Annotated in this window: 16 protein-coding genes and 1 tRNA gene; 5 read left to right on the forward strand and 12 right to left on the reverse strand. The window is 66.2% G+C overall.

The window, feature by feature from the left end; genetic code table 11:
• Positions 1 to 174: 174 nt before the first annotated feature.
• Both ACWEWT_RS23270 and ACWEWT_RS23275 read right to left on the reverse strand, forming a co-directional pair.
• Positions 175 to 1,251 carry a LuxR C-terminal-related transcriptional regulator gene (locus ACWEWT_RS23270; protein WP_452561898.1) on the reverse strand — a complete coding sequence of 359 codons (1,077 nt, stop codon included), beginning with the start codon at positions 1,249 to 1,251 and terminating at the stop codon, positions 175 to 177.
• On the reverse strand, positions 1,233 to 2,063 hold the full coding sequence (locus ACWEWT_RS23275; RefSeq protein WP_452561900.1) for a M23 family metallopeptidase: 831 nt from the start codon (positions 2,061 to 2,063) through the stop codon (positions 1,233 to 1,235). Before ACWEWT_RS23275 ends, ACWEWT_RS23270 begins: the two co-directional genes overlap by 19 nt.
• Positions 2,064 to 2,591: 528 nt before the next feature.
• Between ACWEWT_RS23275 and ACWEWT_RS23280 the strand changes: the two genes are divergently transcribed.
• Positions 2,592 to 2,984 (forward strand): SCO5389 family protein, encoded by a 393-nt coding sequence (locus tag ACWEWT_RS23280; protein WP_452561901.1) that lies wholly within the window; start codon positions 2,592 to 2,594, stop codon positions 2,982 to 2,984.
• Between the two features lie 51 nt (positions 2,985 to 3,035).
• Here the strand turns inward: ACWEWT_RS23280 and ACWEWT_RS23285 are convergent, their stop codons facing one another.
• Positions 3,036 to 4,673 (reverse strand): long-chain fatty acid--CoA ligase, encoded by a 1,638-nt coding sequence (locus tag ACWEWT_RS23285; RefSeq protein ID WP_452561902.1) that lies wholly within the window; start codon positions 4,671 to 4,673, stop codon positions 3,036 to 3,038.
• 569 nt (positions 4,674 to 5,242) lie between these two features.
• Here ACWEWT_RS23285 and ACWEWT_RS23290 point away from each other — a divergent pair.
• Together ACWEWT_RS23290 and ACWEWT_RS23295 are read left to right on the forward strand one after the other, a co-directional pair.
• A complete protein-coding gene (locus tag ACWEWT_RS23290; RefSeq protein ID WP_452561904.1) occupies positions 5,243 to 6,721 on the forward strand; it encodes a flavin-containing monooxygenase in 1,479 nt (492 codons plus the stop codon).
• Between the two features lie 78 nt (positions 6,722 to 6,799).
• Positions 6,800 to 6,872 (forward strand) — tRNA-Arg (locus ACWEWT_RS23295).
• Between the two features lie 218 nt (positions 6,873 to 7,090).
• Here ACWEWT_RS23295 and ACWEWT_RS23300 read toward each other — a convergent pair.
• Positions 7,091 to 7,867, reverse strand: coding sequence for an AraC family transcriptional regulator (locus ACWEWT_RS23300; RefSeq protein WP_452561906.1), 777 nt, complete (start codon positions 7,865 to 7,867; stop codon positions 7,091 to 7,093).
• 146 nt (positions 7,868 to 8,013) lie between these two features.
• Between ACWEWT_RS23300 and ACWEWT_RS23305 the strand changes: the two genes are divergently transcribed.
• On the forward strand, positions 8,014 to 9,459 hold the full coding sequence (locus tag ACWEWT_RS23305; RefSeq protein ID WP_452561908.1) for an MFS transporter: 1,446 nt from the start codon (positions 8,014 to 8,016) through the stop codon (positions 9,457 to 9,459).
• Between the two features lie 90 nt (positions 9,460 to 9,549).
• On the opposite strand, the gene ACWEWT_RS23310 is transcribed toward ACWEWT_RS23305, so the two are convergent.
• The 4 genes from ACWEWT_RS23310 to ACWEWT_RS23325 form a co-directional block, all read right to left on the reverse strand.
• Complete coding sequence (locus ACWEWT_RS23310; RefSeq protein ID WP_452561910.1) at positions 9,550 to 9,984, reverse strand: type II toxin-antitoxin system VapC family toxin; 435 nt, start codon at positions 9,982 to 9,984, stop codon at positions 9,550 to 9,552.
• The gene (locus ACWEWT_RS23315; RefSeq protein WP_452561912.1) at positions 9,981 to 10,232 is read right to left on the reverse strand and encodes a CopG family transcriptional regulator; all 252 of its coding nucleotides are present in this window, start codon (positions 10,230 to 10,232) and stop codon (positions 9,981 to 9,983) included. The genes ACWEWT_RS23310 and ACWEWT_RS23315 overlap by 4 nt, the downstream gene beginning before the upstream one ends.
• Before the next feature lie 271 nt (positions 10,233 to 10,503).
• Positions 10,504 to 10,821, reverse strand: coding sequence for a DUF222 domain-containing protein (locus tag ACWEWT_RS23320; protein WP_452561914.1), 318 nt, complete (start codon positions 10,819 to 10,821; stop codon positions 10,504 to 10,506).
• Positions 10,822 to 11,268: 447 nt separating this feature from the next.
• Positions 11,269 to 12,213, reverse strand: coding sequence for an LLM class flavin-dependent oxidoreductase (locus ACWEWT_RS23325; protein ID WP_452561915.1), 945 nt, complete (start codon positions 12,211 to 12,213; stop codon positions 11,269 to 11,271).
• A 67-nt stretch (positions 12,214 to 12,280) separates the two neighbouring features.
• Here ACWEWT_RS23325 and ACWEWT_RS23330 point away from each other — a divergent pair, with 67 nt between their 5' ends.
• Positions 12,281 to 13,066 (forward strand): helix-turn-helix domain-containing protein, encoded by a 786-nt coding sequence (locus ACWEWT_RS23330; RefSeq protein WP_452561917.1) that lies wholly within the window; start codon positions 12,281 to 12,283, stop codon positions 13,064 to 13,066.
• Positions 13,067 to 13,152: 86 nt separating this feature from the next.
• On the opposite strand, the gene ACWEWT_RS23335 is transcribed toward ACWEWT_RS23330, so the two are convergent.
• From ACWEWT_RS23335 to ACWEWT_RS23350, 4 genes are all read right to left on the reverse strand, one after another.
• Positions 13,153 to 13,836, reverse strand: a complete 684-nt coding sequence (locus ACWEWT_RS23335; RefSeq protein WP_452561919.1) for a HipA domain-containing protein — start codon at positions 13,834 to 13,836, stop codon at positions 13,153 to 13,155.
• Positions 13,837 to 13,875: 39 nt separating this feature from the next.
• On the reverse strand, positions 13,876 to 14,286 hold the full coding sequence (locus ACWEWT_RS23340; RefSeq protein WP_452561920.1) for a HipA N-terminal domain-containing protein: 411 nt from the start codon (positions 14,284 to 14,286) through the stop codon (positions 13,876 to 13,878).
• Between the two features lie 144 nt (positions 14,287 to 14,430).
• Positions 14,431 to 14,673, reverse strand: coding sequence for a helix-turn-helix transcriptional regulator (locus ACWEWT_RS23345; RefSeq protein WP_452561922.1), 243 nt, complete (start codon positions 14,671 to 14,673; stop codon positions 14,431 to 14,433).
• Between the two features lie 282 nt (positions 14,674 to 14,955).
• Positions 14,956 to 15,117 carry a hypothetical protein gene (locus ACWEWT_RS23350; protein ID WP_452561923.1) on the reverse strand — a complete coding sequence of 54 codons (162 nt, stop codon included), beginning with the start codon at positions 15,115 to 15,117 and terminating at the stop codon, positions 14,956 to 14,958.
• Positions 15,118 to 15,303 lie beyond the last annotated feature (186 nt).

Consider the following 15,303-nt stretch of genomic DNA (forward strand, 5'->3'; position numbering starts at 1 on the left):
GATCGGGCCGGCGCGGTGTGGCCATCATATTCGGGAGTGCGCCGGACCGCCGCTCGGGCAGCGAGCCCGACCGGCGGCACCCGCCCGTCCTGCGGAACTGCCGGCGGATCGGTACCGGCTATCCCCGGACGAGCGGCGCGGATACCGCCGTCGGCACCCGGCACGGAAGCCGTTTCACAGCCAGCCGCGCCGGATCGCCTGCACGCCGGCCTGGAATCGGGTACTGGCCCCGAGCCGTTCCAGCAGCCGAGCGGTGCGCCGGACCACCGTGCGACGCGACATCCCCAGCCGGCGGGCGATCGTATCGTCGGTCGCCCCCATACCCATCATGGTGAGGATCGCGCGGTCGCGTTCGTCGAGTTCGTCGGCTTCCGGTTGTACCGAAATCGGCGCGGACAGCGTCCAGAGCACATCGAAACTGCGGATCAACATATCCAGCAGTGGCGATCCGTTGATCCGCAGCGCCATGGGATCGGGACGGCGCTCGTCGGTGTGCAGTACCAGACTCGCGCGTTCGTCGTCGGCGATGATGAGTTTGAACGGCGGATCGGGCAGCGTGCGCGCCTGCGCGCCACGGGCGTTGGTGGCCAGGGTGTGACGCAGCCGGTCGGCGTCCTGATAGATCGTGTCCTGGTAGAGGATCCGATATCGCACGCCTTCGGCCATCCGGGCCTGTTTTAGCTCCGCGATACGGCTGTCCCGTTCGGGGTCGCTCAGATGCGGGCTGCGCTCGACCATCTTCACCGAGTAGTCGGCGTTCGCGTGCAGCGATTCGAAATCGGCGAGCAGTTCGGCGCGTTCGAACACCGGCGAGATCACACCGTTCCAACCCTGCGAGCGCCGGACGGACCGGAAGGTCTCGCTGAGCCGGGCCGCGGCCGCGTGCATGGTGCTGATCTCCTGGCGCCGCCGCCGGGCTTCGGCTTCCGACAGCGATTCCGGGGCGTGCGCATCCCAGCGTGGAGTGCCGTCCGGGTCGGTGAGCCGGATAACGGCCCGCAACCCGCACAGGTCGTCCAGCGCGTTCTCGACCTCGGTTTCGGACAACCCGGTATGCCGGGCGATATCGGCGAGACCCGACCGCGGCCGATGGACCAGGGCCGCGTATACGCGGCCGTGGATCGAGTCGGGTTCGAAGATCTCGGCCAGTTCGGTCACGCCGGGCGCTCGCAGTTCTCCCGGCAACCCCGCGGGGGTGGCAAGGATCGGACGGTCGAGCGATTCTGTCGATCTCAGTGCGAGGGTCCCCACTCCAGTGGCACCCCCTTTGACACCATCCAGGTCATCGGATCGATTTTGTTACCACCTTGATCCCAGATCTCCAGATGCAGGTGAGGGCCCGTGGATTGACCCCGGTTGCCCACGGTGGCGATCACATCACCCGCGTTCACCCGCTGTCCTTCGCTGACGTAGATATCGTTGACGTGCCCGTAGACGCCGGTGGTGCCGTCGTCGTGCAGCACCCGGACCCACATTCCGAATCCGGAAGCGGGACCGGCCTCGATCACCGTGCCCGAGGCAACGGATTTGATCGGCGCGCCGAGTGTATCGGCGAAGTCGATACCGTAGTGCATGGCGCCCCATCGGCTCCCATAAGTGGAGCTCACGACACCGGCGACCGGCCGGACCGCGGCCGCCGGAGCGATCTGCTGATGCAGTTGTTCGATCGCCTGCTCGGCCTGGGTCAGCGGGGCGGCGACCTCGGGCGGCAGATTCTGGAGACCGAACGGCGCGGCCACCGGCGCCGGTGCGGCGATCGGTGCCGCCTGCACCGGAGCGGGCTGCGTATCGGCGACCGGCGCGGCCTGTGTCATCCGCTCGGCGACCCGGGCCACCTCGTCCACGACGGGCGCGACCGGCTCGGCCCGCACCGCTTCGTCGTTTCCGTTACCGGGCAGCAGCGGCGCGGCGTAGGCGATGGCGGGAGCGATCTGGGAAGCGGTACCGATCAGCGCGCCGGCCGCGACGGCGGCTCCGGCGGCGGCGCGGACCTTTTCGGCCGCGGTGGCATCCGCGCGATGGCGCCGGGGACGGACCTGCACCTCGTCACCGATCAGACTCATGACGGTGATGGAGCTGGGGCCTAATCGATGGTGCGCCAAAGGTCCGTCCTCGCTGTCCGATCATCAAGGTCACGAACGCCGTACGCGGATCCAGCTACTCGAGCCGGAAAACGTAACGTTTCGGCATCCGTTGTGACGGTAACTCTACCGGTCCGTGATCATATCGCAACCTTTTCGGCAAACACCCAGTTCAACCGGGTAATACAGTTCCGCGACCACCTTGTGAACACTGCCCTTTTCGTAACATTTACCTGCCGCGTGAACAGGCCCGCAACTCGCACGGACATCCGCCGGCAACCTCACATACCCGACAGGACATCCCACAAGGAAGACCTCCCCACCGACGTCCACCACCCCAAGGACCGGCCGGGGCAATGATGCCGCAAATCCGAAAACCTGGCTCTTCTAACGACTTTCACGGCCAATCCACTGCTATTGACAACCAATTTCGATTAGACTCGGCCCGGCAGATCTGCACGCGGGTTTCCGCGCCATCAGCCGAAGACGAGTTGACCTCAGGAGGTCGCCGTGTCCTTAGATGTCCCCACCGCTCTGCTGGAACGTGCCGAACGCGGTGATGTCACCGACGCCGAATTCGTCGAATGTGTCCGTACCTCGCTGCCCTACGCCTGGGAGGTCGTGAGTCGCGTCGCGAGCGAACTGGGTTCCGGCACCGCGGAATTCGCCGACAACGAGGTCGAACCGCCCGATGAGACGGCACGCGGTCAGCTGCTGCGCGCCCTGGCTTCCGATGCCATCCGTGGTGGCCTGGAACGGCATTTCGGCGTGAAACTCGCCTTCCAGAACTGCCACCGGGTGGCGGCGTTCCCGCTGGCGGCAGTCGGCGGCGAGACCTACAGCCGGTTCATCAGCCCCCGTAACCAGTTACTCAACCAGAGCCCGGAACTACGAAACTGCTGATCGGTGCGATCCCCGGCGCTCGGTGCGCCGGGGATCGACCGCGGGCCGGGATCAGCCGAAGACCGTCACATCCAGTTCCCCGTCCGCGTGCTGCGCCCGCAGGCGCTTCTTGTCGAACTTGCCGACGCTGGTCTTGGGTACCTCCGCGATGAAGGTCCAGTATTCGGGCAGTTGCCATTTCGCGAAGCGGTCCGCGAGGAACTCCCGCAGCTCCCCCGGTTCCACCGTCGCGCCCTCGACCACCACGATCGCCACCAGCGGGCGCTCGTCCCATTTCGCGTCCGGGATACCGACCACCGCGGCCTCGGCCACGGCCGGATGGCCCATCACGGCGTTCTCCAGATCCACCGACGAGATCCATTCGCCGCCGGACTTGATCACATCCTTGGACCGGTCCACCAGGGTCAGGTAACCGTCCGGACTGATCTTGCCCACATCACCGGTACGCAGCCAGCCGTCGTCGAATTTGCTCGGATCCACCTCGGCGCCGTCGGGCGAATAGTAGGAGCCGGTGATCCACGGACCCCGCACCTCCACCTCGCCCAGCGAATTACCGTCGTTGGGCACCACTTCGCCGTCGTCACCGACCAGCCGCGCCCGGACCCCGGCCGGGAACCGCCCCTGCGTGACGCGGTAGGCCCAGGCCGCTTCACCTGTCACCCCCTGCGGCGGCTGCGCCACACTGCCCAGCGGGGAGGTCTCGGTCATCCCCCAGGCATGGATCACCTGCACACCGTGCTTCTCGTCGAATGCCTTCATCATCGCCGGCGGCGCGGCCGCCCCGCCCACCACCACCGAGCGCAGATGGGTGATGTCCTGTGGGGCGGCGCTCAGCGCGGCCAGCACCCCGCCCCAGATCGTCGGCACCGCCGCCGCGAACGTGGGCCGCACCGCGGCCATCATCTCCAGCAGGGGCACCGGCTGCAGGAAACGGTCCGGCATGAGCACATTCGCGCCGGACAGCAGCGCCGCGTAGGGCAGGCCCCAGGCGTTGGCGTGGAACAGCGGGACGATCGCGAGCATGGTGTCGTCGTTGGTGATCCCCATCGACGACGGTGCGGTGGCCTGCATGGCGTGCAGCCAGTTGGACCGATGGGAGTAGACGACACCCTTCGGATCGCCTGTGGTGCCGGAGGTGTAGCACATCGACGAGGCCGTGCGCTCGTCCAGCACCGGGAAGTCGTATTCGGCAGGGTATTTCGCCAGCAGTTCGGCGTAGTCGTGCACGGTCACGCCCGCCGGGGCGGTCAGCGCCGCGGCATCACCGTTGACCACGATCACATGCCGGACCGTTTTCAGATTCGGCAGGTACTGCGCGAACATCGGCAGCAGACTGCCGTCCACCAGCACCACCTGATCCTCGGCATGGTCGGCCACGAAGACGAGTTGCTCGGCCGAGAGCCGGATGTTCAGCGCGTGCAGCACCGCCCCCATGGCCGGGATCGCGATATAGGCCAGGAAATGTTCGTTGTTGTTCCACATGAAGGTGCCGACCCGGTCGCCCTCCCCGATCCCCAGGTCGGTCAGCGCGTTGGCCAGTCGTGCGGAATCCGCGCCGACCTCGCGATAGGTCATGGTGCGCACCCCGTCCCCGGTCCAGGTGGACACCGTGGAATCACCGACGAAGGTGGACGCGTAGCGCAGCAGCGTGGCCAAGGACAGCTGGTCGTCCATCATGGTGCTCAACATCGGGAATACCCCTAACTCATCTGGGCGGCGGGCGACGGTGCGGCGAGTCCGATCGCACCCCTGTGAGACACAGGAACAGACATGACTCACATCACACCGCCGAACACTACCGTGGAGTAGCCGGGAGCGGTGAGGGTCGACGGAAACGGGAGAAGTTCCCCGCGTTCAACGGCCGATACGGGCCGGAGCGGGATTCCGTGAACGCGCCCGACGGCCGGATGGGACGCAATGCCCGCGACGCCCCCTGCGGGCCACCGGCACTGCGCCATCGCCGCCGAGCACTCCACTGTGATAGCGGGGAATCAGGCCCGCCGCCAAGTCAGATAACGAAATGACATCCAAACGAGACACGAACCCAGTTCATGACCCATTGATGGGATGAATACCCGCAGCTCCAGAGCCCGTAGACCACCGGTTTCAGCCCTCGTGGACATATCGCCCGGATTTGTCGAGCGCTCGCTTACATATGCACGCGCATCACCCCCGGCGGTCGATTTCGTGGCCGGAAATCTCTATTCACTGTCCTCAGTTATCTTCGGACAGGCTGCCGCCGGTCCTACTCTGAGAAGATGTCATCTCCGTCGCCGACGCCATCGCCGTCGATCGTCATCATCGGGGCCGGGTTCGGTGGGCTCGGCATGGGACTGGAGCTACTGCGTTCCGGCGTGCACGATTTCACCATCGTCGAACGCGCCCAGGACCTCGGTGGGGTCTGGCGCGAGAACACCTACCCGGGCGCGGCCTGCGATGTGCCGTCCCCGCTGTACTCCTGGTCCTTCGAACCACGCTCCGATTGGCCCCGCCGCTTCTCCGAGCAGGCCGATATCCACGAGTACATGCGCCGCGTCGTCGGCAAATACGATCTCGAACGCAAGATCCGCTTCGGCACCGAGATCAGCGACGCCGAATACGACGAGAGCGCCGCGAAATGGCAGATCCGCACCACCGACGGTGACCGGCTCACCACCGACGTCCTGATCTCCGCCGTCGGCCAGCTCTCCCGGCCGGCCATGCCCAACCTCCCCGGTATCGACACCTTCGCCGGCCCCGCCTTCCATTCCGCCGAATGGGACCACTCCGTCGACCTCACCGGTAAACGCGTCGCCTGTATCGGCACCGGCGCCAGCGCCATCCAGTACATCCCCCGCATCCAGCCGATCGCCGAACACCTCACCCTCTTCCAGCGTTCCGCCGCCTGGGTCCTGCCCAAGGCCGACGCCGCCTACGAACCCCGCCACCACGCCGTGTTCAAATACCTCCCCCCGATCCGCTGGGCCGAACGCTTCGGCTGGTGGATGTTCTTCGAGGTGATGGCCCTGGCCCTCACCGACCTCCAGGGCATCCAGAAACCCGTGGTGAAGGTCGCCGACGGCCACCGCGCCCGGCAGATCCCCGACCCGATCCTGCGCGAAAAGCTCACCCCCGACTACGCTCCCGGCTGCAAACGCGCCCTCTTCTCCAACGACTACTTCCCCGCCCTCGCCCGGCCGAACGTCACGGTGGAGACCAACGCCATCACCGAGATCACCCCCACTGGCGTGCGCACCGCGGACGGTATCCACCACGAAGTCGACGTCATCGTCTACGGCACCGGCTTCAAGGGCACCGAATTCCTCGCCCCCATGAACATCTACGGCACCGACGGCCGCAAACTCGCCGACACCTGGGCCGCCGAGGGCGCCCGCGCCTACCTCGGCGTCTCGGTACCGAAATTCCCCAACCTGTTCATGCTGTACGGCCCGAACACCAATGTCGGCTCCGGCTCCATCGTCTACATGCTGGAAACGCAGGCCCGCTACATCCGGCAGGCCGTCGAATACCTGCGCGCCAACCCCGGCCGCGGGGTCTCCGCCCGCGCGGAAGCCGAACAGCGCTGGGACAACTGGCTCCAGAAACGCCTGAAGGACACCCCCTGGAACTTCTGCTCCAGCTGGTACCGCAACGCCTCGGGCCGCATCACGAACAACTGGCCGGGCGCGACGGTCCTCTACCGCTGGAAGACCCGCCGCTTCGACCCCACCGACTACGAGACGAGCCACGCGGCATGAGGCTCACCGGCGCCGCTCCCCACGATGCGGCCCCGGACCGGGTGACCCGGTAGACTCCTGCCCACCGGTCACGGCCCGGCCCTCGTAGCTCAGGGGATAGAGCACCGCTCTCCTAAAGCGGGTGTCGCAGGTTCGAATCCTGCCGAGGGCACAACCTGCGACAGCGTTTTTCAGGTCAGATGAGTTTCATCCCAGATCCGCAATCGCAGGAACCGAGGAAGGCCAAGTCGAACACGGTCCCCTTCAAATACCCCGTAGGGCACCTTGAACAAGGGTGGGCGGCGAGGCCGCTTTTCATACCGGCAGTTCGGATCACGGAAGTACTTCAGCTCCGCGACCACCGGGTCTGTGGCTTCCATGGCATTCGATTCACAGGTCGAGCCCGGCGTCTGCGCGGAGGTAGCGTCCGGGTGAGGTTCCCACAGTCCGGCGGAACGCCGCGAGGAAAGCGCTCGCAGTGGTGTATCCCACGGCGTGGGCGGCCTGGGATACAGTACGGCCTTCGGCGAGGAGAGGCAGGGCGGCGCGCAGCCGCATATGGGTGCGCCAGCGGTCGAAGCTCATGCCGGTGTCGCGGACGAACAGCCTGGTCAGTGTTCGTCGACTCACTCCGATGTCGTGCGCGTGTGCTTCGAGGCTGCGGGGGTCTGCGGGGTCGGCGAGCAGGGTGTCTGTCACGGCGCGGACCCGTTCGTCCACGGGGTTCGGGACGTCGATCGGCAGGGTCGGTACGGGGTGCAGCAGGTCCAGCACGACCGCCTCGGCTCGCTGCCGGGCGTCTTCGGCGAGATCGTGGCGGGCGAGATAGGTGATCAGTTGGGCCAGCAGCGCGCCGACGCCCACCGCGGTGGGCTCGGACCAGTCCGGGGAGCATGCTGCTGGATCGAGGTAGAGGCTGCACAGCACCGCCTCGCGGGTGGCGCCGGTTCGGTGCACCACCCCCGCCGGTAACCACAGGGCCCGGGTCGGCGGCAGTACCCAGTACGCGTCGGCCACAGCGACGCTGAGGACCCCGCGCCGTGTCCATGCCAGCTGGTGGTGGGTATGACTGTGGGCGGGGATCCATTCCCCCGACGTCAATGGGAATTGGTCGACGATGATCACTCCCGCGCCGGACGGATCGAACGAATCGGCGGGTTCCAGCACGACGCCAGCCTATGTCCTCAACGCGATATCACTGGTCCTCATTACGTATTGTGGCCAGCTTCGAGGGCCACATAGCGTCATCGAGTGCTGAAAAATCTCGTGACTCATGATGGTTGGCGTACGCCGTCGCAGCCGGAGCGTCTGCCGTGACGCCGGTGGTTGCTTCCGTAGTCCCCGGTCGGCGCCGGGCAGCGCTGGTGGTGCTGTGCTTCGTGCAGTTCATGCTCGTCCTCGACGACAATGTGGTCAGCGTCGCCCTCCCCAGCCTCCGCGACGAGCTGGGTTTCAGCGGCGCAGGGCTGGCCTGGGTGGTCAACGCCTACTTTCTCGCATTCGGTGGATTGTTGTTGCTGGCGGGACGCGCGGCCGACCTGCTGGGCCGCCGCCGCGTCTTCCTCCTGGGAGTGGCGCTGTTCGGCGTGGCCAGTCTCGCGTGCGGGCTCGCCCAACAGCCCTGGCAACTCGTGCTCGGACGGTTCGTTCAGGGCGCCGGCGCAGCCATGGCCAGTCCTGCCGCGCTGTCGTTGATCACTCTGCTGTTCCCGGGCACCGCGGAACGCACCCGGGCACTGGCTATCTGGGGTGGGATCGCGGCTCTGGGCGGCACCGCGGGCCTGGTGATCTCCGGTGTGCTGACCGACCTCACATCCTGGCGCTGGATCTTTTTCATCAACCTGCCGGTGGCGGCGGTGGCCCTCGTGCTGCTGCCTCGCTTGATCCCGGAAAGTCGTGCGCACTCCCGGGTACGTCTGGATATACCCGGCGCAGTTCTGGGCACCGGCGCCGTGGTGTCCCTGGTCTACGGTCTGCTCAGAGCCGGGGAAACGAGCTGGGCAAACCTCCCCGTCATCGCAGCCCTGCTGCTGGCTGCGTTCTTGGCCGCCGCATTCATCGTGGTGGAGTCGAGGGTGGCGGAGCCGTTGGTGCCGATAGCGTTCCTGGCCGACCGGACGCGTTCGGCCGCCAATGCGGCGACGTTGCTGTTTTCGGTGGCCTTTTTCGCCATGGCCTTCTTGTTGATGATCCACCTGCAGACGGTCCTCGGATACGGTCCGTTGCAGGCCGGCCTGGCCTATCTGCCCTATGGCGCTGGAATTCTCGTGGGTATGCGCCTCTCCACGTACGCGATCACGAGGATCGAGATGCGGTGGGCGCTGGTCTCGTCGTTCCTGATCAGCGCAGCCGGGCTGCTGATGCTGTCCGGTGTGGCGGCGGGCGATCCATACGCTACGGGTGTGCTGCCGGGCATGCTCGTCACCAGCCTGGGATGCGGGCTGAGCCTGCCGGTCCTGACGGCGGCCGCGGTCACCGGCACCACCACGGAGAACGCGGGCCTCGGCTCGGCGTTGTTCAGCTCGGTGCAGCAGATCGGTGGCGCAATCGGCATCGCGGTTCTGGTCACCGTGGCCGAAGGCCATAGTGGCGCCTCGGCCGGTTCCGCTGAGTCGCCGGGCTTTTCCTTCGCGCTCACGATCGCTGCCGGCATCCTCACTCTCGGTGCTGTCCTCATAGCTGCACTGCTGCGAACACACCGCTCAACCCCAGCTGCCACCTCGACCGACGTCCGGACAGCGGCAGCAGACCGGGCCTGACCCCTCGACAGACACCGCATCCTCGCGCCTGAGCGACCCGGACGTCGTGCAGGAGGCCCGCCGTTGGATCAAGGGCGGGCAGGGCCCGGCCTAGAGATCATCGGGCAACAGGCGGAATGCGGCATCACCGGTGAGCGGGCTGATTCCGCGGAAATCCCGTCGGTCGAGTGTCAACACCGCCACGGTTTCGTATCTTTCCGCCAATGAAACATTGGTGGCGTCTGTGAGATCCAGGCGCAAGGCCAGGTATCTGTTCTGCACCCTGCGTGCGACCCGCAACAAGTCCGCCGACACCGTGGGCACTTCGATGCGTCCGGTGCGCTCCTGCGCCAACAACCAATCATTCACCGCATATGCGGCTCGACGGTTGAGATTTCGGGTGGTGATGTGTTCGACTTCGAGCAACACGAGTGGAGAGACGATGGTCAGCGCCGCCCGCTGCAGCGCTGCGCGCGCACGGACGTGCTCGGGATCCGCGGAGTTGAAAGCGGCGACCAGACCCGAGGTGTCGCCGATGACGATCATCCAGCATCGGGTCCGGTGTCGATGATCGCTTCTCGCACAGTGCTATCGATCTCATCCGCCGACACTGCATGCCCGTAGTCGAGTACGGGGATATCCCACTCCTCATCCCATCGACGAGTGCGTATCGCGGCCAGATGAAAAGCTTCACGAAAATACTCGGACTCCGGCCGCCCTTCGCGTGCCGCGGCCATCTTCACCAGTTCGAGGTCGGCCTCGTCGACCATGACCGTCGTCTTCTTCAAACCCATATGGTTATGGTACCCGTACCATAACCATATGGCGGGCGCCGGATATCACCCGCGCTCCTCAGATCCGGTACAACCCCACGATGACCAGGCGTTTTCTAGTTACCCATGCATTTCGCGTCCTGCCGAGTGCCCAACATCTGCAGTTGCTGCCGAATTCGGCCGACCGTACCCGGCCGACCTTCCGCAGTTGCACACGAATCGGCCGAGCCGCGATGCGCGGCGCCGTCGTCTCGGCCGGCAGCCTCGTCCGGCTACGATCCGGGCTCGGCGCTCAGCTGACCGCCGCCAACGCCCGCCACGGCTTTCTGGAACGCGATCGAGCCCGCGGAGCGGCGCATTCGATTCGCCGGCGCGCCTCGGAGGTACTGATCCGCAGCAGATCACTCAACAGCTCCGCCGTGTCGCGGTAGCCGGTATCGGCGGCGAGACCACGGCGCTCGGCCTCGGCGACTGCGGCGACCATGGCCGCACCCAGTCGCCGCCGGTGGCGCTCGGTTTCGACGAGAGTGCGCAGCAGGTCGACATCGGCCAGTTCCGGCCATTTCCGCGCCCGCGCCTGCGGTGCCAGTGCAGTCGAATGTGTGTTCACCCCGCCGACCCTACCCCATGAATAGAACATATGTTCGATAAACAGATCTGTCGGGCAATGTTGTGTCCGGGCAGCCGCAAACGCACTGCCGGAACTCACCGCCGAAGCCGTCATGGACGGCGCCACGCTGTTCACGCCGCTGTATGCCCACCGGCCGAGCCGGGGACCGAGCCTCGCGGACCGCGAGCTGCGGCGGGCGCGGTACGGTGACGTGCTCGGGCCTCCCGGACACAGTCGCGTACTCCGCCGATACTCGCCGGCCGGGGCAAGCCCGGCCCCGAACTGCTCTCCCGAAGTAGCAGTCGCGGCTTCGAATAGTGCCCCGCAACGACATTGCGGGTCGGCGTCGCGGCCGAGTGACAGCCACATCACGACGGCCGGCTATCCATAAAGTTGGCTATAGCCCGACGAAATACATACTTTCCGAGCTGTCGTTCGTCCCCGTGTTCAATCCGCGGCCGCCTCGACGACGGGCCCGCGTGGGAGCGCCGAGAGAATTTCCGCGACTCCGGCCAACTGCTCGGTGAACGTAGCGGGATCGACCGCCCCGACCCGCAACAGGATGTGCCGCGCACCGGCCTCGACGAACCGTCCGAGCCGGTCGGCGATATCCGGACCGGTCATCATCACCTGGATCTGCGCGACGGACTCCAGCGGCATGCGATACGTGGCCCGGCAGTAGTCGTCCAGCGCCTTCGCACCCCGCTGCGCGTCGTCGTCCACGAACACTGTCGCGAACAGAGCCGGGGTGACCGGCCGCGTCGCGGTGTCACGGATCGTGCTCAGTGCGGTCGCGTAGTCCGCCGGGTCGGGTGGGTAGGGCAACCAACCGTCGTACAGCCGCGCGGTGCGCCCCAATGCAGCCGGGGTGATCCCGCCCAGCCAGATCGGCGGGCCGCCCCGACGTGCCGGCGCGGGCACCTCGGGCAACCAGTCGTAGTGCAGTACCTTGCCGTGGAACGACTGCGGGTTGCCGGTCCAGAGTTCACGCCACAGCGCGACCGTATCGTCGAGCCGGGAGAAGCGCGTACGGAAATCCACCCCGACGAGCTCCAGTTCCTTTTCGCTGAAGCCGGGAAACCCGGCACCGACGCCGACCACGAGGCGACCTTCGGAGAGCAGATCGAGCGAACCCAGCGTCACCGCGGCGTGCACCGGATGCCGGTAGGCGGGCATCAGCACCGCCGTACCGAGGGTGATGCGTTCAGTTGCCTGCGCGACGGCGGTCAGCAGGGTGAGCGGCTCGATTCTGGCGCGGACGAGGGAGTCGCCGGCCCAGACGGAGTCGAATCCGAGCCGCTCGGCCTCGACGGCGATCTCGACCAGGGCCTGCGCCGAGCCACCCGCGTCGAGCTGGGCCCGGCCCGCAGGAAGGAGAAGTCCGTATTTCATGTAATCCACCGTCGCCGAGCGAGGGTATGCGCTCAATTCCCTGGAGGGAATATGCTTCGCTCGCCCTATGGATGGTTTCGGTGCGGCACTGAAGGAATGGCGGAAGCGGCGGCGACTGTCACAGCTGGAATTGGCGCTGCGGGCCGGCACCACGCAACGGCACGTGAGTTTCATGGAAAGCGGCCGGTCCATGCCGGGGCGGGGCATGGTGGTGCGGGTCGCGGAATCGCTGCAGCTGCCGCTACGGGAACGAAACGCACTGCTGCTGTCGGCCGGCTACGCACCGAGCTACCCCGAAACCGATCTGGACGATCCGGCGCTCCAACCGGTGATGGACAGCCTGGGCCGGCTGCTCGACGGGCACAGTCCGTACCCGGCGATCGTGGTGAACCGGTTCGGTGAGCTGGTGGCGGCCAACGACGGGCTCGGCATTCTGACCGAGGGCGTCGCACCGGAACTGCTGGAACCACCGGTGAACGTGCTGCGCCTGGCATTACATCCACGCGGAATGGCGCCGCGGATCCTGAACTTCGACGATTGGGCGCAACACGTACTCGAACGGCCGAGACAGGACAACGCCCGCGCCCCGCACGAGCGGCATATGTCGATGCTGGCCGAACTGGAGGGTTATCTGCCGCACCCGCCCTCGATCAGCACAGACCATTTCGGCTTCGCAGTCCCGCTACGGCTTCGATCCAGCCTGGGCGAGCTGAGCCTGATCACCGCGATCACCACTTTCGCCACTGCCGTGCACGTCGCGATCTCCGAGCTGCGGCTGGAGACATTCCTGCCCGCTGATTCCCACACTGCGCGAGCGCTCGAGCGAAAGACCCGAGCGGTCGGCCGATTATGAGTTCCAGGCTCCTCGAAAGGTGACATCCCGACACCGTTACGGTCGGTCTCGGCCGGACCGCCCGTCGGTGTCGTGAGATGAGCACGTCATGGCACAGCCCAATGTCGCCGAACCCATAGAGCTTCGAGCCTGTCCTGAATCCGCTCGGCGCCGGGTGGCAGGGCGATCGAGTGCGCGGCGTCCCAGACCTGCGCCATCACGGACCGGACCGTTCCCTGCGCGACTCGCGGCGCCAGCCCCCACGAGCGGGCCTCGGCCACGAGATCGGCTTCATCGACAGTATCGATGTTGCTGCGCCCGTTGATGATGTGACCCGTGCCTTTGAATCGAGAATCCAGGTACATGACCGGGGCAGAGTCGTACAGCGGTGCCAGTGACACTTCGCCGCGCCGGCCGAGCAGCAGTGAATAGTTCTTCGAATGCGCGTCACCATTGCCCACGATGACGTTGAAGGTAACCGCCGACAGCAGGTCGACACGGAACGCCTGGGGATCGATCGCACGGTCGGCAGCCACGGACGCAAGGCGACGCAGTCGGGGTCCGAGGCGTTCGTACTCGGTTGTACTTTCATACTTCGCGTCGGGGTCCAGCCCGGGCGCCTGACAGAAATCTTCCTGGTGCAGCCGGTCCCCGTTGTGGGTCCGGTCATAGCGGGCAACGACGAGAGCGTCTCGCCCGCCGAAAGATTCGACACTGGTCTTTGCGGCACTGAGGCCCGCCGCACCAGCTACCGACATCGCCCAATCTTCGGTCTGAATGAGATGCGGCACAGGCGCGCCGCCCAACGGCTCGGGCTTGATGATGTGTGATTATGCCGCGCCACCTCGGGGCCATCCCCAGGAACCGTCCGGTCGCGCAACCAACAGCACCTTGTCTTGTATTCCCGCCAGCGACGCTTGTGGCGCTGTTCCTTCGGGGAGATGGTAAGTGGGGAGGTCGGCAACGACCCGGTTCACTTCGTCGTCCGTGAGCTCTCTGATCGTCCCGGCGGACAACATCTCACCTTCGGAGACGAACTGCACCGCACCCGCGCATTCGGCGCCCACTGCTCGCAGGAGCGCCAGTGTGTCGATGGCGGTGACACCGAGGCCGGCAGCGAGATGGCGGCGGAAGTTTCCTTCCGGAAGAAGCCCCTCCAGGAACGCGGCCACGGGTCGACGACTCGCCCCTTTGGCATCGACGACCGCCTCGGTATCGAAAGGCAGTGCAAGCGAGAGCACCCGCGCGCTCCCGGACCGAAGACATCGAGCGCTTCGTCGGTGAATTCGAGTTTGTACCGGTAGTTGCCCGGTTCAGTGAGGTGGGCGACGCGATGCCCGTACAACCATACGTCCAAACCGGGGGCCTTCTTGCGAGCCACCGAGTCACCGGTCCTCGACGATGACCCGGCTGAACTTGGGTACGACCACGGCCTCGTAGCCACACTCGGAAAGCGCCCGGATGGCCGTTCCCATACTGACCGCGCCCCCGCGTTCCAGCCGCGACACGGTCATCCTCGTGACGCCGAGCCTCTCGGCAAGATCCGCTTGGTGCAGGCCTCGTCGCTCGCGCGCGCGACGCACAGCCCGACCGAACTCAGCGGGGGTAACAGCCCGCACATGATCCATATAGCGATCTTAGCAGCCAAAATCTGCGATGATTGATATATCGATCACCAGCAAGACGGCCGGCAAAGATCGGTATATGAATCATCCCGATCGGATCGGTCCAGTACCGTCCTGGCCGGCCCGCGGATCGACGGCCAGGGTGACCGATCCTGACAGCGCGTAGCCGGGCGGCAGAACCCCCCCGCAGCAGGTCGACCCAGACCGAGGCATCGACAGCGATCACCCGTCACCCCGGTCGTAACCGTCCCGGACCTCCCGGACCACGTCGGCACCGGAAACCACCTATCTGCCGGTCACCCCCAGCCGCCGCTGTGTCTTTTCCAACTCTTCGTCCCATTCGACGATCGCCCGCCGTTGCAGTTCCCGCCGCACGTCGGCGGCCATCAGGTCCCGCAGGTACGCGGACACCGACTTGTGCTCGGCACTGGCTTTCTCCGCGATCACCGCGGCGACTTCGTCCGGTCACGAACAGAGCGGTGAATCCGCCGGTCCGCGCAGCCCACCGAAAGGCCGGATCGGAACCGGCCGAGGCGGCACCGCGCTCGAACACCGCATCATCGATTCGAGATGAACCAGTAGAGGGATCGGCGGGTCGCTCGGCCTTCCGCGCTTCCCCGGTCCGAATCCGGC

The organism is Nocardia sp. NPDC003963, from assembly GCF_053605105.1.